Annotated in this window: 18 protein-coding genes; 11 read left to right on the plus strand and 7 right to left on the minus strand. The window is 61.5% G+C overall.

Annotated features, from left to right (window positions below; all coding sequences use genetic code 11):
• Positions 1-8: 8 nt before the first annotated feature.
• The gene (locus J2S67_RS09315) at positions 9-998 is read left to right on the plus strand and encodes a carbohydrate kinase family protein (protein WP_310248478.1); all 990 of its coding nucleotides are present in this window, start codon (positions 9-11) and stop codon (positions 996-998) included.
• The gene (locus J2S67_RS09320) at positions 995-1,813 is read left to right on the plus strand and encodes an HAD family hydrolase (RefSeq protein ID WP_310248481.1); all 819 of its coding nucleotides are present in this window, start codon (positions 995-997) and stop codon (positions 1,811-1,813) included. The genes J2S67_RS09315 and J2S67_RS09320 overlap by 4 nt, the downstream gene beginning before the upstream one ends.
• Here the strand turns inward: J2S67_RS09320 and J2S67_RS09325 are convergent.
• Positions 1,805-3,073 (minus strand): hypothetical protein, encoded by a 1,269-nt coding sequence (locus tag J2S67_RS09325; protein WP_310248484.1) that lies wholly within the window; start codon positions 3,071-3,073, stop codon positions 1,805-1,807. The two genes, J2S67_RS09320 and J2S67_RS09325, sit on opposite strands and share 9 nt — an antisense overlap.
• A gap of 51 nt (positions 3,074-3,124) precedes the next feature.
• Entirely contained in the window at positions 3,125-4,465 is a 1,341-nt protein-coding gene (locus tag J2S67_RS09330; protein WP_310248486.1) for a uracil-xanthine permease family protein, read from the minus strand.
• Between the two features lie 141 nt (positions 4,466-4,606).
• On the opposite strand from J2S67_RS09330, the gene J2S67_RS09335 reads away from it, so the two are divergent.
• Entirely contained in the window at positions 4,607-6,046 is a 1,440-nt protein-coding gene (locus J2S67_RS09335; RefSeq protein ID WP_052048432.1) for an aldehyde dehydrogenase family protein, read from the plus strand.
• Positions 6,047-6,050: 4 nt separating this feature from the next.
• Here J2S67_RS09335 and J2S67_RS09340 read toward each other — a convergent pair whose 3' ends face one another.
• Positions 6,051-7,643: an amidase gene (locus tag J2S67_RS09340; protein ID WP_310248491.1), complete on the minus strand. Its 1,593-nt coding sequence runs from the start codon at positions 7,641-7,643 to the stop codon at positions 6,051-6,053.
• 192 nt (positions 7,644-7,835) lie between these two features.
• Between J2S67_RS09340 and J2S67_RS09345 the strand changes: the two genes are divergently transcribed.
• Together J2S67_RS09345 and pheA are read left to right on the plus strand one after the other, a co-directional pair.
• The gene (locus J2S67_RS09345; RefSeq protein WP_035756021.1) at positions 7,836-8,165 is read left to right on the plus strand and encodes a rhodanese-like domain-containing protein; all 330 of its coding nucleotides are present in this window, start codon (positions 7,836-7,838) and stop codon (positions 8,163-8,165) included.
• A gap of 128 nt (positions 8,166-8,293) precedes the next feature.
• Positions 8,294-9,268, plus strand: coding sequence for a prephenate dehydratase (pheA, locus tag J2S67_RS09350; protein ID WP_232219276.1), 975 nt, complete (start codon positions 8,294-8,296; stop codon positions 9,266-9,268).
• A gap of 4 nt (positions 9,269-9,272) precedes the next feature.
• On the opposite strand, the gene J2S67_RS09355 is transcribed toward pheA, so the two are convergent.
• Positions 9,273-10,277 (minus strand): diacylglycerol/lipid kinase family protein, encoded by a 1,005-nt coding sequence (locus J2S67_RS09355; protein WP_070491343.1) that lies wholly within the window; start codon positions 10,275-10,277, stop codon positions 9,273-9,275.
• A 137-nt stretch (positions 10,278-10,414) separates the two neighbouring features.
• Here J2S67_RS09355 and serS point away from each other — a divergent pair, with 137 nt between their 5' ends.
• Complete coding sequence (gene serS / locus J2S67_RS09360) at positions 10,415-11,707, plus strand: serine--tRNA ligase (protein ID WP_035756018.1); 1,293 nt, start codon at positions 10,415-10,417, stop codon at positions 11,705-11,707.
• A gap of 81 nt (positions 11,708-11,788) precedes the next feature.
• Positions 11,789-12,634, plus strand: coding sequence for an HAD family hydrolase (locus J2S67_RS09365; RefSeq protein ID WP_141742483.1), 846 nt, complete (start codon positions 11,789-11,791; stop codon positions 12,632-12,634).
• Here the strand turns inward: J2S67_RS09365 and J2S67_RS09370 are convergent.
• Complete coding sequence (locus J2S67_RS09370; protein ID WP_070491344.1) at positions 12,631-13,551, minus strand: LysR family transcriptional regulator; 921 nt, start codon at positions 13,549-13,551, stop codon at positions 12,631-12,633. The genes J2S67_RS09365 and J2S67_RS09370 overlap by 4 nt on opposite strands.
• Positions 13,552-13,756: 205 nt before the next feature.
• On the opposite strand from J2S67_RS09370, the gene J2S67_RS09375 reads away from it, so the two are divergent.
• Positions 13,757-15,442 carry an aminotransferase class I/II-fold pyridoxal phosphate-dependent enzyme gene (locus J2S67_RS09375; RefSeq protein WP_310248497.1) on the plus strand — a complete coding sequence of 562 codons (1,686 nt, stop codon included), beginning with the start codon at positions 13,757-13,759 and terminating at the stop codon, positions 15,440-15,442.
• A 56-nt stretch (positions 15,443-15,498) separates the two neighbouring features.
• On the opposite strand, the gene J2S67_RS09380 is transcribed toward J2S67_RS09375, so the two are convergent.
• Together J2S67_RS09380 and ppa are read right to left on the minus strand one after the other, a co-directional pair.
• Positions 15,499-16,101 carry a hypothetical protein gene (locus J2S67_RS09380; protein ID WP_141739848.1) on the minus strand — a complete coding sequence of 201 codons (603 nt, stop codon included), beginning with the start codon at positions 16,099-16,101 and terminating at the stop codon, positions 15,499-15,501.
• Between the two features lie 21 nt (positions 16,102-16,122).
• Complete coding sequence (gene ppa / locus J2S67_RS09385) at positions 16,123-16,602, minus strand: inorganic diphosphatase (RefSeq protein WP_035756011.1); 480 nt, start codon at positions 16,600-16,602, stop codon at positions 16,123-16,125.
• A gap of 110 nt (positions 16,603-16,712) precedes the next feature.
• Here ppa and J2S67_RS09390 point away from each other — a divergent pair, with 110 nt between their 5' ends.
• The 3 genes from J2S67_RS09390 (at position 16,713) to hpt (ending at position 19,936) form a co-directional block, all read left to right on the plus strand.
• The gene (locus tag J2S67_RS09390) at positions 16,713-18,167 is read left to right on the plus strand and encodes a D-alanyl-D-alanine carboxypeptidase/D-alanyl-D-alanine-endopeptidase (protein ID WP_310248501.1); all 1,455 of its coding nucleotides are present in this window, start codon (positions 16,713-16,715) and stop codon (positions 18,165-18,167) included.
• Between the two features lie 29 nt (positions 18,168-18,196).
• Positions 18,197-19,270, plus strand: coding sequence for a tRNA lysidine(34) synthetase TilS (gene tilS / locus J2S67_RS09395; protein WP_310248505.1), 1,074 nt, complete (start codon positions 18,197-18,199; stop codon positions 19,268-19,270).
• A gap of 150 nt (positions 19,271-19,420) precedes the next feature.
• Positions 19,421-19,936 (plus strand): hypoxanthine phosphoribosyltransferase, encoded by a 516-nt coding sequence (hpt, locus tag J2S67_RS09400; RefSeq protein WP_052048441.1) that lies wholly within the window; start codon positions 19,421-19,423, stop codon positions 19,934-19,936.
• Positions 19,937-19,996 lie beyond the last annotated feature (60 nt).

Raw genomic sequence — 19,996 nt, forward strand, 5'->3', positions numbered from 1 at the left:
CCAAGACGGTGAGTGATGGTTACAGGGATACTGGCATGTTGGTGATCGGTGAGGCGCTCGTCGATATTCTTCAAAAGACTGACGGCAGCGTTGCGGCGTACACAGGCGGTTCGCCGCTGAACGTCGCTATGGGTTTGGCCCGTTACGGGGCCCAGGTGACGTTTGCGACGCGTCTGGGTGATGACGATGCCGCGCACGTTGTTTTGGAGACGTTGGCGCGTGAGGGCGTTGAGGTCTTCACTCCGCCTTTGCGTGGAGCCACGACTGTTGCGCGCGGCCAGGTGGACTCCGATGGTCAGGCGGATTATCTTTTTGAGTCACTCACGTGGGATCTAGGCCCGGCTGATGATGAGTTGGCTGCGTTGGCGACTGACGCGTCGGTGGTTCATTCGGGCTCGCTTGCGGTTTCGTTGGATCCGGGGCGCTTCGCCGTGTTGAACGCGATGCGGGCGGCCCGTGGGCGTGCGCTGGTGACGTTTGATCCGAATGTGCGCCCTGATACGGCGGGGACCCGTGAGGTCGAGGCTGAGTGTATCGAGGAGGTTGTTGCGCTGGCTGATGTGGTGCGGGCCTCTGATGAGGATTTGGAGTGGCTGTATCCGCAGTGCCCTGCTGTTGATACGGCGCGTAGGTGGCTTTCGATGGGCCCTTCGCTTGTTGTGGTGACGAGCGGGGGTAGTGACGCGTTGGCTATGACTCACGAGCATCTTGTGACGCGTGCGGCTCATTCGGTTGATGTGGTGGACACGGTGGGTGCAGGGGACGCTGTGATGGCTGCGTTGATTTCTGCCTTGGTGGATGCCGGTTGTGGCGGTATTGGTGCGGCTGAGCGGGTGCAGGGCTTGTCTGAGGGACAGGTTTCGCGTCTGTTAGATGTCGCGTTGGCCGCGGGTGCGTTGGCGGTTGAGTCTGAGGGGCCTGATGGGCCCTCGCGTGAGCAGCTTTTGAGTGTTGTTGGTCCGGTGGCGGATGGCGGCAGGGAGGGGGTGTTGCTGTGAAGCTTTTGGTGACTGACCTGGATGGGACGGTTGTGCGTCGTGATGGGACGATGTCTGACCGTACTGTTGAGGCTTTGCACGCCGCGCGTGCCGCGGGTGTGCACGTGGTTTTGGTGACGGGGCGGCCGTTGCGGTGGCTTGGGTCGGTGCGTGAGCGTTTGGGTGATCTGGGGCCGGTGATCGCCTATAACGGCGCTGTTTTGTTCGATGATTCGCGTGGCGTGGTGGTGGATGCTGCGGAGATTGATGCGGCTGCGATGCGTGAGGCGCGGGAGCGGATTCTGCGTGCGGCTCCGGATGCGTTGTTTGCTGCGGAGACGTTGGAGGGGATTGTTGCGGAGCCGGGGTTCATTCCAGCTCAGGCTCGCGCGGGTTTTGTTGATGCGGGCGCGCGTGTTTCGGATTCGGGTCTGGATCTCGATGCGGCGGTTGCTCAGCGTACTGTGAAGCTTTTGGCTAAGCGGCCCTCGGGTAAGGCTTCGGAGTTCGCCGCGGTTGTGGGGCGTGCCGTGGATGATGTTGTGACGATGACGCATTCAGCGTTTGATGTCGCGTTGCTTGAAATGTCAGCCCCGGGGGTTGATAAGGCGGCACGTTTGCGTGATTTCGCGGCGTCTTTGGGGGTTGCGCGTGAGGATGTGTGGGCGTTCGGGGATATGCCTAATGACATCCCGATGCTCGCGTGGGCTGGCACGGGTGTTGCGGTGGGCCCGGATTACCAGGTGGTGGCTGACGCCGCGGATCGTGTGGTTGGCCCAGTGCACGAGGACTCGGTTGCTGTTGAGATTGAACGGGTCCTGAAACGCTTAGCTTAGAGCCGACCGGCGCCCGTGGCGGCGCCCGTTCCTGCTAGCCCCGCTCCTACTAGCGTTGTTCCTGCTGCTTCCGTTCCGGTTGTCGCTGTTCCCGCCATCACCGTTCCCGCCGGCGCTGTTTGCGCGGGTATCGTTCCTGCCAGCGCCATTCCTGCCAGCGCCGTTTGCGCGGGCGCTGTTTCCATTGGCGCGGTGGTTGTGGTGGCGTGGGTCTGAATCGACCGCATAGTGCAGGAGTGCGCGCAGCTCGCCCGCGTATTTCGTTTGGGTTTCAGGCGGGGCGTCACGCATGAGCTCCATGAGCGCCAGATAGTTCCGCACGTGCGCAAGCAGGGTTGCTGGGATGAGGTAGTCCAGCAGGTTCTCTGGTGAAACAGGGGAGTCCGCGGCGAGTGGGGTGATGTAGTTGACCAGCAGGGAGCGCATCGGTTCCTGGAGTGGTTCTGTGCGTAGCACGTTGCCGAGTTCCAGCGCGATCCCTGCGATCGCGAGCAGCGGGTTGGTGAAGGTTGCCCCGCTCCAGCCAACGAACATGATGGGGTTGCGGTGGGAGTCCGGTAGCAGGATGCTTCTGCTTTCCGGGTTGAGCTGGTTATAGACCAGGGGGAGCTTGGTTGAGGCGAGCGCGGCGGAGGCGTCCTTGAGGTGACGTGATTCACGCCGGAGGAAGTCCAGGGTTGTGGGCTCGATCCATAGCGGGTGGTAGTCCGGCATGCTCTCGTGGATGTCGAGTGCGTCCGTGTACAGGTCTGGCCAGGACTCATCGGTGTAGGCGAGCGCTCCGAGGTTCATGAGGCGGTCCTGGCTGGTGGCCGTGGCCTGGTGCAGATCCGATGCCTCGGTCAGTACCCGTCCAATGAGTTTGGTGGCTGCTTCTGCTTCTTTAGGGCTCAGTGCGGAGCTGCGGCGCTTGCCGTGTTGCCGTTGCGGCATGAGGTCGGAGAGCGGGGTTCCGATGCCGGGGGTCAGGATCCAGCCTTGTTCGGGCTCAACCGCGATGGGGACCGGGACGTGGCCTTTCGTGACGGCGGCCAGATGCGCGGACAGCGTCGCTTCCGCGGCTCGCGCGGGAGCGGTGGCCTTGAAATAGATGGTCCCCTCGGGTGTATCGATGCTGTAGACGGCCGCCGCGAGGGTTGCTGTGACAGGTTTGAGGCGGGCTACACACTCGATACCGAGGGTGTCGAGGGCACGCTGAATCCAGCCGCGGGCAGTGTCTTTCCACCCTGCGGCTTTCCAGGTGTCTTCCCATTCACTCATATCTGTACCATCTTAGGTTGGCCCGGCCTTCTTGTGTACCTCTCGGATCTACTAGCCTAGCTTGCCTGGCTGGGCGCCTTGAGGCTCGTCTACGTGGGTGGGGACGGTCTTACGCCACAACGCAATTCCTCGCATCACGTGATAAATCAGCAGGGTTGCGATGGTTCCCAACGCGATCCCGTCCAGCGTCAGGCCCGCGATCATCAGGACGTTATCGCCGCCGTTGAGTGCGATCGCGATGATGAGGCCCGCGCCCGCGGTCATGAGGTTGATCGGGTTGCCGAAATCCACTTGGTTTTGAACCCAGATGCGGGCACCCATGATCCCGATCATCCCGTAGAGCACGATGCCCGCCCCGCCGAGCACGCCCGGAGGGATGGTTGCGATGACGGCCCCGAATTTAGGCATGAAAGACAACACGATCGCCACGAAACCAGCGATCCAATACGCCGCGGTGGAATACACTCGCGAGGAAGCCATGACGCCGATGTTCTCTGCATAGGTCGTGGTGCCCGAGCCGCCAGCAGAGCCTGCGAGCATGGTCGCAATACCGTCACCCATCAGGGTTTTACCGTTGAGGTGATCGTAGCTTTTGCCCGTCATGACGCCCACGGTGCGGACGTGGCCCACGTTCTCCGCGATCAGGACGAACAGAACCGGCAGGAACAGCAGGATCACGTGCAGATCAAACGTCGGGGTGTGGAACGCTGGCAAACCAACCCACGCGGCCTCCTTGACGGGCGCGAAGTCGATCTCGCCCTGAGGCAGTGCCACGAGGTAGCCGATCACGATGCCCAACAGGATCGACAACCGTCCCAACATTCCGCGGAACAGAACCGAACAGATTACTACCGCGGCCATCGTGCTGAAGGTCGTGAGCGTGTATTCCTTCATTTTCGGCACGGTCGAACCGGCAAGGTTAAGCCCGATGAGCGCGACGATGGTCCCCATGACCGCCGGCGGCATGAGCGCGTGAATCCAGCCCGTACCGGTACGGTTGACGATTACGCCCACCAAGAACAGAGCGAAACCCGTAACAAGCACACCACCGAGTGCCGCACCGAAGTTGTCGCGGCCAGGCCCCATCGCAGCGCTGACCGGCGCAATGAACGCGAACGAAGAACCGAGATAACTCGGGATCCGGTTGCCCGTAACCAACAAGAAAATAATGGTTCCAAGCCCCGAGAACAACAGTGTTGTGGTGACAGGGAAGCCCGTGAGAGCCGGAACTAGAACCGTGGCTCCAAACATCGCCATGACATGCTGAACACCGATGCCGATAGTCTGCGGCCAGTGGAGGCGCTCGTCCGGGGCAACAGCTGTATTCGGTGAAACCGTGCGGCCATCGCCGTGCACAGTCCAACTGAACACAGGCTTGCTTTTCTTGGACATGGAACTTCCTGAATGGCGCCAAAAACGGCACCGTTAAAACATGTGGGGCTGAACGAGTATCTTACTCTTCAGTACGCCAAGAAACTAACTCGTAACTCATATGTCCTTGGCCGGCCGATACCCACCCCATAGGATCGAAATATGATGGCCACCAATCAGACTCCCGAGAACGCCGCCCGCATCCGTACCGCCCCAGACGACGCGGAGAACCGCGGGATCCAGGAGACCGTGGCGCACCTGCGCGAAGGCGCGCTCTCCCGGATCGCTCACGTGCGTCGCTTCAGGATCGCTCAACTCGATGCTCTCGAGGCGATGCTCGCTGAAAACCGCGAGGAACTACTCGAAGCGCTCGCGCAAGACCTCGGTAAGTCTGAAACCGAATCCTCCGTGGCCGAGCTGCAGGTTGTTGAAGGCGAAATCGCGCACGCCCGCCGCCACCTCGATGACTGGATGATGCGCCGCAAAGTATCTTCACCCATCGCGCTCGCGCCAGCATCAGCCACCGTGATGCCGCGGCCTAAAGGGCTCGTGCTCATCATCTCGCCGTGGAACTACCCCGTGAACCTCACGCTCGCCCCACTCGTAGCAGCGCTCGCGGCGGGCTGCTGCGCCGTGATCAAGCCGAGCGAACTCGCGCCAGCCACAGCACAGATCCTGACTGAACTGATCCCTAAATACCTTGACCACCGCACCGTGGCCGTCATCAACGGTGGGGCAGAGGAAACCCAAGAGCTACTGAAGGAACAGTGGGACCACATTTTCTTCACCGGCTCAGAAAAAGTGGGGCGCATCGTCTACCGTGCCGCAGCCGAACAAATGACCCCGTGCACACTCGAACTCGGGGGCAAGAGCCCCGTAGTGGTTGTGGACGGCAACATCAAGACCGCGGCACGGCGCATCGCCTACGGCAAGTTCATGAACGCCGGGCAGACATGCGTGGCACCGGACTACATTCTCGCGGTGGGTTCACGCGTGAGCCGGGCGCTGGAAAAAGAACTGCCGGCCGCGATCCAGCAGTTCTACGGGACAGACCCGCAACAATCCCCGGACTATCCACGCATCATCACCACACGCCACGCAGAACGCCTTAAAGGCTTCCTCGACCAAGGCCGCGTGGTCACCGGCGGAACCGCCGATATTGAAGACCGCTACATCGCCCCGACCGTGCTTGCCGATGTTGAGCCGGACCAGCCCGTGATGCAAGAAGAGATCTTCGGGCCCATCCTGCCGATCATCACGGTGGAAACCTTCGATGACGCCCTCGACTTCATCGAAGACAGGCCAGACCCGCTGGCCGCCTACCTGTTCTCAGGCAAGGCAGGGCTCCAGCGGATCTTCGAAGACTACGTGCGCGCAGGCGGGGTGTGCATCAACGCGACCGTGATCCAACTAGCGATCCCGTCCCTACCATTCGGCGGCATCGGAGCCTCCGGGATCGGTCAGTACCACGGCAAAGCCGGCTTCGACGAGTTCAGCCAAGACCGCCCAACCCTCTCCAAGCCGCTGCGCTTCGATACCCTGCGGGTCGCCTACCCGCCATATAAGGGAACCAAATCGAAGCTCCTCAAAGAGCTGCTGTAGGGAGCTAGATCAGGCCGGCTGAAGCCAACTCACGCTGCATGAGAGCCGCGATGCACAACAGGTGGACCTCCGAACCCATCCGGCCAATCAACTGAGCCGACATCGAGAACCCATCAGGGGTCCACCCCACCGGAACCGTCACGGCCGGAACCCCAGCCACGTTCACCATCGACGTGTACGGGGTATACAGGCACTGTAAGCGGTAATCCGTCTCGGCATCGTTGTCGGTGAAATAACCGAGCGGCGGCGGGGTTTCAGCCATCGCAGGAGTCACCACGACATCGAAGGAACCCCACGCGGTGGACATCGAACCACCGATCTCCAGAAGCCGCTCGTTGGCCCGTTCTTGTTCGTTCTCTGAGCGGGCCTGCGCCTCCGCACGGAAGGACGCCGCCAACTCGCCCAGCTTGTCCTCATACGGGATCGGAGTGCGCCCCAACCAGGCCGTCCACACCTTCCGGAAAGTTTCGTCATAATCACTCGGGGCCTGCCACGGGGACTCCTCGACATCGGCACCCAGGCGTTCCAGAACCGCGCAAGCCCGCGCAAACGCGGCCTCAGCGGCAGCAGAAATCTCAACCGGCAACGCGGAATCGAAAGCGCTGGTGCGCGTGAAACCCACATGCAACCCAGCCAGGCCCTCCGAATGATCCAACGTAGCTTCTACGGAATCCAGCGCCGGGGTAGCGGAATGGCCAGCGGCCAGCCGCGAACGGTCAAAAAGCAATCCATCCAGCATCAACGCGGCATCCCGTGCATCTCGACCCAACGGGCCAGTGACCGATAGCTTCGGAGCACCCCAACGGTCGATCGGTGACGCCGCACCGGTTTCATCCGTGATGTCTTCGACCATCGCGCCGCGGCCCAACTTCAGACCAATCAGCCCGGTGGCTGAAGCCGGAATGCGAACCGAACCCCCACCATCACTACCCGGAGCGACCGGCATCAAACCGCCAGTAACTGCCGCCGCAGACCCACCCGAAGAACCGCCGGGAGTCCGGGAAATATCCAAAGGGTTCTTAGCCGGCGGAAGGATCGGGTTCTCCGAATGGCACGAAAGCAGAAACTCCGGAACCGAGGTCTTAGCAAACAGATTCGCCCCAGCTGAACGCAAACGCGCAGCATGTAGCCCATCCTCGCCCGCCACTACATGGTCCATCGAGGCGGAACCATACGTAGTAGGCAGACCGGCAATATCGAGGCCATCCTTCAACCCCATCGGCAAGCCAAGCAACGGCGGAACCCGCTTACCCAGGGAAGCCGCTGAGGTCGCTGAAGACGATGACGCTGAGTCACCGCCCGTAGAGTCACTGCCGCTGGAGTTAGCGCCGTCGGCCGGGCTGCCGGATGAGTCCCGGTAACCAGCCAGCGCATCGTCGGCTTCACGCGCTTGCGCCAGCAACATGTCCTCATCCCACGTCACGACAGCGTTCAGGTCAGGGTTCTTAGACCGCACCCGTTCAGCAACATCGTGGGCAAGCTCACCCGCGGAAACTTCGCCCGCAAGCAAGCTGTTTCTCAACTGGACGGCCAACGGCAAACCATCATCAACCCTGCGCGGAACACCAGACAACGCTTCTGGAATCTCAAAACTCATACACCCATGATGCCAACCCATATCCACCACGTCACACGAACGCCACGAAAACTAACACCACCCTGAAAACAAATCGCACAGAGAGGCTCGATACAGTGGGAAATCTGTAGGCTGGGAACCACCGGCACCCGGACACACAGTTTCCGGGGCACGCAACACAGCTACCGGGACACCGTCAGCAAGGAGCACAGCATGTCAGACCTCTTCGAAAACGTCAGCGTCAGCGACGTCCCAGATGGTGCAGCCATCCTCGATGTCCGCGAACAAGACGAATGGGACGCAGGGCATATCGTCGGGGCACGCCACCTCCCACTCAGCGAACTCATGCAGCGTTACGAAGAGCTCGATCCGGATGAGGACCTCTACATCGTGTGCCGCACCGGTGGCCGTTCGATGCAGGCTTGCGGCTGGCTCGCGAACCAGGGCTACAGCGTCTTCAACATCGCTGGTGGGTCCGGCGCATGGCTTGATGCCGGCAAACCCATCGAAAGCGACAACGGAGAAACCCCGCGCATCAAATAGGGCAGCGCCGGATATGAGACAACACTGTGCATGCCTACCAAACCGTGCATGCATACCAAACTGTGTATGTCCACCAAGGCATACACAGGCGTTGTATGTCGGATTGCTTATATAAGGACAGAGTGAGCGTGAAATACACCTATCTGGGACCAGCCGGAACCTTCTGCGAACAAGCCCTCCTGACACTGCCGGGGCCCGCCGCGGAACCGGAACACAACCGGATCCCGGCCACCAACGTGGACGCAGCACTCCAGCTAGTTCGCACAGGTGAGGTTGATGCGGCCGTTGTGCCGATCGAAAACTCCGTTGAGGGCGGGGTCTCCGCGACCCTCGATGCGATCGCCGCAGGGGATTCGCTCCACATCGTCGCAGAAGCCGTGATCCCCGTGACCTTCCAGCTCGCCGCATTGCCAGAAATCAACGCCCTCGACCAGATCCGCACCATCTCAACCCACGGCCACGCGTGGGCCCAATGCCGGCAATGGGCGCAGAACGCGATCCCGGAGGTCAACTTTCTGCCCGCATCATCCACCGCGGCAGGCGCGCTCGGCCTCCTCGAAGACAACCCCGCCTACCAAGCGGCAATCTGCTCACCCTTGGTCGCCCAACGCCACAACCTCAACGTCCTAGCTGAAGGCATCGAAGACAACCAAGGCGCGGTCACCCGCTTCGTCATGGTCCAAAAACCCGGCCGCATCCCAGGGCCGACCGGGTCCGATAAGTCCACCATCGTCGTCGAACTCACCCACGACCGCCCCGGCGGCCTGCGTGAAATCCTCGACCACTTCGCAACCCGCGGCGTGAACCTCACCCGCATCGAATCCCGCCCCACAGGCCTGGGACTTGGCCAATACTTCTTCTCGATCGACCTCGAAGGCCACATCAGCGAACCCCGCGTCGTAGAAGTGCTCCACGGCCTCCACCGCATCAGCACCTACATCCGCTTCCTCGGCTCCTACCCATCCGCAACCCCGATAGTCGTCAACGTTCCACCACACGCAACCCCCGAGGCCTATCAAGCCGCCGACGCCTGGCTCAACGACATCCTGACAAGCGGCAACCAGGCCGATGCCACCCAAACAGACGGCAACCAGGCGAGGTAGTCGCCTAACTACGCAGAGAATTCAGGGCCTTACGGAAACCGCGCGGCAGCATCGCAAGCAAATCCCCACCAGGAGCACACCGATCCACAGGGCGCGGAACCCGCAAAGTCAGCGCATGCTTGACAACCTCAGTCGTCATGGTCGTGACCTTACCCACCGGGTCACCATCAATCTGAGCCATCACCGGCTTCAAAGGACGCACCGAAATCTTCCGCATCTGAACATGCGCCATCAACCGGGTGCGCAAACGCTTATGCCACAACGTCTTCACACCCACAATCGACCACCCCAACGCAGTACGCGGCCTATACAACACAACATCCTGCACACCATCAGACATCGAAGCACCCGGCGCGAACTCGATACCACCCTGAATGTAGCCAGCGTTCGCCATCACAATCGTGCGGAAATCAACCGTCTCCCACGCACCATCATCAATCCGCACACGAGCCTCCTTAGGGAAACCCGCTAACCGCTGCAAACCAGCCGCAACATAAGCCCCCGGACCAATCAGCCTCTTCAACCGGGAATTCGTGTTCGACATGACCTCCGCATCGATCCCCACACCAGCAGCGACCAAACTCAACTGCGAATCCACAGACTTATCCGGGCCCACCAACTCAACCCGCAAGGCATCCACCCGATACGTCTCCCCCAACAACGCCGTACGGATAGCGCCTGAAACATCGTCCGGATCAATACCCACATTCCGGGCCAACAAATTACCCGTCCCCAACGGCAAAACAGCTAACTCAACATCGCCACGCCCCACCAAATACTCAGCGACCAACCGAACCGTACCGTCACCGCCACCAACAACAATCAGATCAGCGCCCGTAGCCAACGCCTCCGCAGCCTGCCCAGCCCCCGGATCATCCTCCGTCGTCTCAAAAAACAAAGGCTCCGCAATACCCTCCGCCAGCGCAACCTCACGGAACTCATCGCGGATGGCCTCCAAACCGGGCTTACCGCCATTCAAAATCACCGCAGGCTGAACCAACGAACCCACCAAAACCTTCCACTACAACAACCACAAACAGACACAAACGTGCCGTCCCCATAGATTACCGACCAAGCCACCATCCTGTGAACCACATAAGACACAACAAACCCGTCAAGAAGACCGTGACAGGTAGGCTTATAACCATGATCGACTTGAAAGACCTGGCCGAAAACCCAGAGAAATACCGTGCATCCCAACGCGCCCGCGAAGCCGACGAACAACTCGTCGATCGCGTTCTCACGGCCGACGCCGAACGCCGCAGCGCGCTCGCCGAGTTCGAAACACTGAGAGCAGAACAAAAAGCGTTCGGCAAAAAAGTCGCCCAAGCCACAGGCGAAGAAAAACAAGCCCTCCTCGAAGGCGTGAAACAACTCGCAGGCCAAGTCAAAACAGCAGAAGCCGCCGCCAACACAGCCCAAGAACAGCGCGATACGATCGCCGCATCGTTCCCCAACCTCATCATCGACGGCATCCCAACCGGCGGCGAAGACGACTACACCGTCCTCAAAACCGTAGGAACCCCACGCGACTTTAGCGCCGAAGGATTCGAGCCACGCGACCACCTCGAACTCGGTGAAATTCTCGGGGCCATCGACATGGAACGCGGCGCGAAAGTATCCGGCTCCCGCTTCTACTTCCTCAAAGGAGTAGGCGCACGCCTTGAAATGGCGCTCATCAACATGGGTATGGACCTCGCGCTACGCAACGGCTTCGAGCCGATCATCACCCCAACTCTCGTACGCCCACAAACCATGCGCGGTACCGGCTTCGACGTCGAACACGACGACGAAATCTACCGGCTCGAAAAAGACGACCTCTACCTCGTCGGAACATCCGAAGTCGCACTCGCCGGCTACCACGCCGACGAAATCCTCGACCTCACCGCCGGCCCCCTCAAATACGCCGGCTACTCCACCTGCTACCGCCGCGAAGCCGGCTCCGCAGGCAAAGACACCCGCGGCATCATCCGCGTACACCAGTTCAACAAACTCGAAATGTTCGTCTACTGCCAGCAAGAACAAGCAGAAGAACTCCACGAACAACTGCTCGCCTGGGAAGAAGAAATGCTGCAGTCCCTCGGGCTCGCTTACCGCGTCATCGACACCGCGGCAGGCGACCTCGGAACCAGTGCGGCACGCAAATTCGACTGCGAAGCCTGGGTACCAACCCAAGGAACCTACCGCGAACTGACCTCCACATCGAACTGCACCACATTCCAGGCCCGCCGCCTCAACATCCGCGAACGCGTCACCGACGTCGAAGGCAAGAACAAAGGCACCCGCTCCGTAGCAACACTGAACGGGACGCTGGCAACCACCCGCTGGATCGTCGCGATCCTCGAAACCCACCAGAACGCCGACGGCTCCGTGACCATCCCAGAAGTCCTGCGCCCATACATGGGCGGAATGGAAAAACTCGAACCCATCCAGCGCTGAAGAACCCATCCAGCGCTGAAGACGCACCATCACCTTGAGGGCCCGCCCAATAACGAAACCCCGCTGAAAGAGCAGGTTGAAATGAGTGAGCTTGAGATGACAAAGGTTGAGACAATCGAGACTGGGAACCCTGAGCACAGTCGGTACATGATCTGCCTGGATGTAGACGGCACCATCGTTGACCATTCAGGTGAACTCTTCGAACCCGTCCGTGAGGCCGTCCACGCAGTGAGGCGGGCGGGCCACGAAGTGATCATCGCTACCGGCCGCTCGCTTCCAGCAACCTTGCCGGTCGCGGAAGCCTTAGGCATCGATAAAGGCCACGTGATCTCCTCCAACGGTGGGGTCACAGCCCAACTCGACCCCACGTATTCGCGCGGGTTCTCCGTTGTCGACCGGAGAACCTTCGACCCGGAACCCGCACTGAGGGCCCTCCAGGAAGCCCTGCCGGTAGCGAAGTTCGCCATCGAAACAGACACCGGAGACTTCCTCTCAACCGAACGTTTCCAAGACGCCAGCTTCGGCGTCCAAGCCCGCGGCGTGAGCCTAGAGGAGATGATGCAAGCCGATGCGGTGCGGCTCGTCGTGTTCTCAACCGACTCAACCGCTGAGGACTTCGGCCGCGCCGTCGAAGGCATCGGCCTATCCGGGGTGACCTATGCGGTCGGCTGGTCCGCGTGGCTCGACATCGCAGCCCACGGCGTCACGAAAGGCTCCGCACTCGAAGCGCTACGTTCACGGCTTGGCTTCCCGATCGAAAAGACCGTGGCGGTCGGGGACGGCCGCAACGACATCGAAATGCTCGCCTGGGCCGGACGCGGCGTGGCCATGGGCCAAGCAGTCGAAGAAGTCCGCGCCGCCGCCGGTGAAGTCACAGGCCATGTGGACGAGCACGGGCTCGCCGACGTCCTCAACTCGCTGCTTTAGTCCTCGACTTCGGCGATGGCGCCGCGGACAGCGGCCTCCAGCCGCTTCGCCGCATGCCCCGTATGCCCGGGTGCCCACGGAGCCACCAGCTCCAGATGGCGCGCGAAACGTGCGTTATCAAACGGAACGAGTGCGACGTCGTCGTTGGCCATGTGCTGCGCAAGGAGCGGGATCAAACCCACCGCAAGCCCTGCCCCTACCAGGCCAAGCAGGGATGGAAGATCATCGGTGCGCAGCGTGGAAACATTGAGCTGGAGCCCGGCGTCAGAGAACACGTCCATGACCACCTGATCCATAGGGTCACCCTCTTTGGTGCCTAAAGCCCACTTCTCTTGAGCCAACGGAACCAGGTCTTGAGCGCGGACAACACTCAGCCCAGCCGCCCAATGGTCTGTGGGGACCGCGAGTAAAAGTTCGTCCTCATACAGCGGAATACGTAGGGCGCGCGGCCCAAGCGAGAGCGGATAGCCGTCCACCGCGTAAATGATCGCGGCATCCAAGGCGCGGCGGTTGATGCGCTGGATCAAGTCCGGGCTTTCCTCCAAGGTTGGCTCGACCTCGAAACCCAGCTGCTCAGCGCTACGAACAATCGAGGGCAGAAGCCGCGCCGCCGCGGTAGGGAAGAGGCCCAACGTGAGGCGAGTACGGCCCAGACGAGCAAGATCCCGGGTGTCGCGCAGCGCGGAATCAGACAACGCGAGGATCTCCGCGGCGCGCTCCGCCATGAGCTCACCCGCATGTGTGAGCCGTGTACCGCGCGTATCGCGCACCGTGAGCGGGGCACCCACAGCGCGGTCAAGATTACCCAGGTGATGATCAACCGTGGGCTGCGACCAGCCCAAAGCCCGCGCCGCCTTAGCCACCGAGCCGTGACGAGCTATCGCATCCAGGGCCTGCAACTGCCGCGTATCGAGCATGAACCTGCCTCTATCGTCTTTGGAAGTGAGAGTGGAGCGCCCTAAAGCTGGGTCACCTAGAGCTTGCTGAGTTTGGAATGTGGCGACCCTAGAGCTGGCTGACCCTAGAACTGGTTAAACCGAGGGCCGGCTCCATACTGAGTATAGAGGGATATAGAAAAATGACCCGTTCACAGCATAGATTTCGCATGTTTTCATAGAGGTTATGCTCAAGGAAACCTTTATGTGCAAGCCGGGATCTGACCTCCAGAAGACCGCCCGCGAGGTTGGCGACATCGCCCGCGGAAACCCAGCACAGCATCGTGCCCCGTTCGGCCATGCCCTCCTTGAGTATGCCCAGCGCGACACCCTCCAGGTCATGGTGCCCGGCCATGCGTGTGATGCTGAGCGTTCGTATCCGGAGCTCGTGGACTTCATGGGCGCCCAAGGTGTAGCGCTCGATGTTCCACCGATGACCGACGGCATCGACCTAGGCGAAAACACCCCGCTCGATGAGGCGCTCGAGCTCGCCGCTGAGGCGTGGGGTGCCTCCCGCACGTGGTTCATGACCAACGGCGCGTCCCAGGCCAACCGCACCGCCGCGATCGCGGTGCGAGCGCTCGGTGAGCGCGTCATGGTTCAGCGTGCTATGCATTCGAGCTTCACCGACGGGATTCTGCTGGCGGGGCTCATGCCGTCTTTCGTTGTCCCGAACGTTGATTCACGCAACGGCGTCACGCACGGCTTGACCCCTGAAGCGCTCGATGAGGCGCTCACTTCACAGGCCCAGGCCGGTGAGAAGGTCGATAGCGTCTATGTGGTTTCGCCGAGCTATTTCGGTGCGGTTGCCGATGTCGAGGGGCTCGCTGAGGTTGCGCACGCACACGATGCAGCACTCATCGTGGATGGCGCGTGGGGCCCGCACTTCGGTTTCCACCCGGATCTGCCCGGCTCGCCGGTGGCGCTCGGTGCGGACCTCGTGATTTCTTCGACGCATAAGCTCGTTGGTTCGCTCACCCAATCAGCGATGCTGCATTTGGGGCACGGGCCGTTGGCGCGAAAGCTCGAGCCGTTCGTTGAACGCGCGTACACGATGACCGGCTCGACCTCGGCCTCCAACATCCTGAAGGGCTCTCTGGACGTGGCCCGCCAAGGCCTCATCAACGGCCGTGACCGCATCGAGAGCGCCTTGCGTGGTGCCGAACAGCTACGCGAGGCGCTACGTGAGGATGATCGTTTCCGTGTTCTTTCTGATGATTTCGGTGATTTCGCGGACATCCATGAGATCGACACGCTCCGCATCCCCGTGGATGTATCCCGTTTGGGGCATACGGGCCATTGGGTGCGTCAGCGGCTCATCGCGGACCACGACGTCTACTGCGAAATGTCCACTGCCACGACCATCGTCATCATCTTCGGTGCCCTGGCTACCCCTGCGGTTGACCGGACCCTCGAGGCGCTGCGTGCTGTAGCTGATGCCGCGCAGAACCCGAATGTCGACGCCGATTCCGCTGACATCCCGGTTGCTTCCGGTAACTCGGTGGTTGCGGCAACGGACGCTTGGGAAGCAACCACCCCAGGCCATGCAGTTGACGCGCTCAGCGGTACCGCGGAACAGCCCGGTACTGAGGAGCGTTTCCCCGAGCTCCCGAAAGCCGGAACTATGCGGCTGCTGCCGCGCGATGCCTACTTCGCGGACGCTTTCGACGTGGTTTCAGATCAGGACGCGGTGGGCCGGATCAGCGCGGACACCCTGGCCGCTTACCCGCCAGGCATCCCGAACGTTCTGCCGGGCGAGGAAATCACGCAAGAGATCGTCTCGTTCCTGCAGGCAGTAGCGACCTCGCCCACCGGATACGTGCGCGGTGCGCAAGACGCGAAAGTAACGACCTTCCGCGTAGTCGCAGAATAGGGCCAGCCGTGTAGCCCCGGTGTTGCCGGCCCAGCCGCTGCTGACCCACCCGCATGTTAGACGAGGGTCTCTGCGAGCCGTAACAGGAGCTCAGCTGAGGCGCGGCCCGCTACTTCTTCGCGCCAGCGGGCGCGCGCTATGGTCTGCGATACCGCTTGAACGGTGACCCCTAAAGCCTCGGCTACGGCCTTCTGTTGGCCACGCACACCAGGGAGAAGTAAGTCAATGACCGCCCAGTCGGCGGCCGAGCGGCGTGAGATCACGTCCCCTAAGAGGACGAGCGCGCCCTCAGCGGCGGCAGCGGTTTCCGGCGCGGTGGGTAGCCCATCGAGCGCTATACCCGCCGGTCCGGCCTCAACCGCGACGGGCACCGTGGCCCGCACCGTACGTTCAACGGCCACCCGAGACCGAGCCGCCGCGGCATCGTGTGCATCAACCCCGGCAATACCGACCCCCACCCGGAACACGGCACCGTCAGGGCCGGGCCGCAACCCCGTCAGAACAGCCAACACCACATCGGCGGGGTCAGCGATAAGGCCCGCGGCCTCATCGCCCACGGTCCGGTCGAAACCATCCGCGGCATCGCCCACCGACCGTTTAAGTGACTGCAGCAGAACACCCACGCCATCGCCGACGTCGCGGGTGTTCTGCTGCGTCAAAGTCACATGGAACAGAGGTGCTCAGCCCTTGAAACGTTCGATGGACTCCTGAAGTTCCTTCTCGGCGGCCTCACGGTCAGCCCATCCCTCAACCTTGACCCACTTGCCAGGCTCAAGATCCTTATAACGAGTGAAGAAGTGCTCGATCTCCTGGCGTAAGAACTCGCCCAGGTCCTCAACGGACTGGATGTGATCGAAACGAGGATCAGACGGAACGCACACAACCTTCGCGTCCTCACCGCCGTCATCAGTCATGTTCAAAACGCCGATCGGGCGAGCCTCAACCACAACACCTGGGTGCAAATCCACGCCTGGGATGTAAACCAAAGCATCCAGCGGGTCGCCGTCCAAACCGAGGGTGTTGTCAAAGAACCCGTAGTGGGTTGGGTACTGCATAGGGGTGAACAGGACGCGATCCAAGTGGATGCGGCCGGTTTCGTGGTCCACCTCGTACTTGACACGGGAGCCGGCAGGGATTTCGATGGTCACATCATGCTTCATGTGTGCACTCCTTTAAGTGGTGGGTAAATGGTGGGGTGTCCCGCGCGTTGCCGGCGCGCGGGCGTTCTCTGTTTAAGGGTAACTGACGTGAGCTAAGTAGAATTTCATTGATGACCAATGCTTCCCGACCCGCGCGTCGCTTCCTTGTCCCTGTAGTTGTGGCCCTGTTGTTGGTGGCCGCAACCCAGGTGGTGTCTGCGTTTTTTGGGCGGCCGGATGATCCGGCCGCGACCGCCGAGGTTCCTCAGTTGCCGGCCCCGGCGTTCAGTACGTCGGGGCCGGCCCCGGATGCCGCGGTGCTGCAACGCAAGGTCGATGCAGCACTTGAGGACAGCCCGGGCACGGTTGAGGTATCAGTGGTCGATGCGGTCACAGGCAAGCAGGTCGCTCACGTTGGTGAGGGGGAGGCGTTGATCCCGGCGTCTTCCTTGAAGGTTCTGACAGGTACCGCGGTGGTGTCCACGCTGGGGCTGGAGGATCAGTGGGTCACGCGGACCGTTCTGGACAAGCGGGGCTCCGGGGCGCCTGTCGTGTGGCTGGTTGCTGGTGGCGATGTGATGCTCAACCCGGGCGCAAGTGATGCGAAGGCCGTGAATGGTCGCGCAGGTTTGAAGACGTTGGCTGAACAGACCGCTAAAGAACTCAAGGCCTCCGGGGCGCTTGATGAAGCGGATGGTTCGCTCAAAGTGGGTGTGGATACCCGGATGTTCACAGGCCCAGCGTTGAACCCTGACTGGGCAGATGATCTGGTTTCAACCAACAACGTCACCGAGATCGCCCCGATTGCCCTTTACGCGGGCCGCTCAGAGGCCTCACACACCTCCCCGGTGGTCCGGAACCCGGACGAGCATGCTTTAGAGGTGTTCACCGGCCACCTGCAGTCTGCCGTGAAGTCAGGGAAGAAAAGCGTTGAGGTCAAGCAGGCGTCTGGGAAGACTAAACCGGGCTTTGACGCCGTAGACCCGTTTGAGCCCGGCAGCGTCGAAGGTCAGCTCGCGGCCGTGCATTCAGCGACGGTGCGTGAACAACTCGCCTACGGCGAAGCGCATTCAGACAACGTGATCCTCGAAACATACGGCCGCCTCGTGGGGATCAAACGCGGGCATGAAGGCTCGACTCAAGGCGCCATCGAGGGCGTTAAACAAGCCCTCGAAGAACTCGGCGTAGAAACAAACGAGCTCGTGATGCGAGACACCAGCGGGCTCTCAGACAAAAACCGCGTCCAAGCAGGCACGCTCGCCGACGTCATGGCGCTGACCCTCAACGATGGCTCGGCAAGCCAGCCTGCTCGTCGGGATCTAGCGTTCGTGCCATCCTTGCTACCGCGCGCGGGCGTCAACGGAACCATGGAAACCCGCCTGGATGGGAAGAAGACTAAGGCGCTCGTGCTCGCGAAAACCGGCACGCTCGCAGACGTCATATCCCTCACCGGCGTCGTCACCACCAAGGAAGGCCGCCCACTCGGGTTCTCCATCATTTTCAACGACGTCGAAGGCAACCTGGACGCCGCACGCGCCTCAGCCGACGCCGTGGCCACCGCGCTCGCCGACTGCGGTTGCCAATAGAGCGTCCCCATGAACGAAACCCGGCCACGATGAGTAGCGAACGCATCCCACCCGCAGTATTCAGGCGGATTCAGCGTGCCCGCGAGGCGCTACGCCAGCGGTTGCCGGGCGGACTGAATTATGTGCTCGCGGTGTCTGGTGGCGCGGATTCGCTCGCGCTCGCCGCGGTGTGCGCGCAGATGCGTCGCGACGGGGACTTGACTGGTCGGCTCACCGCTGTGGTTGTGGACCATCAGTTGCAGGCCGGAAGCGCTGCCGCCGCGGAAGGGGCGGCGCGCGCATGCCGCGTTTTGGGTGTGGAGCAGGTGGTGGTCCGCCGTGTTGAGGTGCCGGGTAAAGGCACAGAGAACGATGCGCGGGAGGCCCGGTATCGCGAGCTTGAACTGGTGCGTGAAGAGGTTGGGGCCGAGTTCGTTCTGACCGCCCACACCGCCAACGATCAGGCTGAACAGGTGCTGCTCGCACTCGCGCGGGGTTCAGGCACACGCGCTATAGCTGGGATCCCGGACCGGCGGGGACGGTTCCTGCGGCCGTTCCTGGAGGTGTGGCGCGAGGATACCGAGGCGGTGTGTGAGGCTTATGGGGTCCAGCCGTGGGAAGACCCCACGAACACGGACCCCGAATTCGCGCTACGGAACAAGGTCCGGCTCGAACTGCTACCAGAATTCACGCGAGTGCTGGGCGATGGCGCGCTCACCAACCTTGTTCGCACCGCAATCCAAGCCCGCCACGATGCCGAGCACCTCGATAACGAAGCCGAAGCCGCACTCCAAACGTGCGCACTGACCGAAACCCCAGAAGTCCTCGACGGGCCCCGCGCATCAGGGCGGGCACCGATGCAGTGGGACCTCGACCGTTACCTGCTGAAAAACGCGCCGCAAGCCATCCGCACCCGCGTATTGCGTTTCGCCGCGCAAACCGTAGGGGGGCGTGCTCCCACCGCAGAACGCACAGCGGCACTCGAACGCCTCACTGCAGGTGAAGGCTCCGCAGGCCCCATCGAGCTCGACGGCTACGTTACCGCTCACCGCATCAAAACCACACCTAACCACAGCGTGATCCGGTTCATCGGGCGGCCGCCGGCGGGCGCATCGGACGCATAAATCTGAGCACAAATCCTGCAGAGAGCACTATCGTGTGCAAACATGGAGGGAAGCGGCTTTCTATATCGCTAGCCGCCGGCCGCCACATCGTGTAAAAAGGGGAAGTCCGTGAAGCCAGATCACGTCGCCGATGACCTAAAAAACGTACTCATGTCGCGTGAGGAAATCGATCAGGTGGTTCGCGACCTGGCCGCAAGAATCGACGAGGACTACAAGGGCCGCGACCTGCTGCTCGTCGGCGTCCTCAAAGGTGCCGTGATGATCATGGCTGATCTTTCCCGCGAGTTGAAGATGAACGTCTCGATGGATTGGATGGCGGTGTCCTCCTACGGATCCGGCACGCAGTCCTCGGGTGTCGTACGGATCCTCAAGGACCTCGACACTGACCTCATGGGCCGCGACGTGCTCATCGTTGAGGACATCATCGACTCCGGTTTGACGCTCTCGTGGCTTGTCTCCAACCTGAAGTCGCGCGGGCCGCGTTCCCTGGAGATCTGCACGTTCCTGCGCAAGCCTGACGCGATCAAGGTCGATATCGACGTCAAGTATGTGGGCCGCGACATCCCGAACGAGTTCGTGGTCGGTTACGGCCTAGATTTCGCAGAGAAGTACCGCAACCTCGATGCGCTCGGCACGCTCGCTCCGCACGTGTACCAAAGCGAGTAGTACCTCGGGTTGATTCTGGCGCGGTAGGCGACAGGTAATCTAGAACGTTAGAAGTATGTA

It is taken from the genome of Pseudoglutamicibacter albus (assembly GCF_031458175.1).
Classification (GTDB): Bacteria; Actinomycetota; Actinomycetes; order Actinomycetales; family Micrococcaceae; genus Pseudoglutamicibacter; species Pseudoglutamicibacter albus.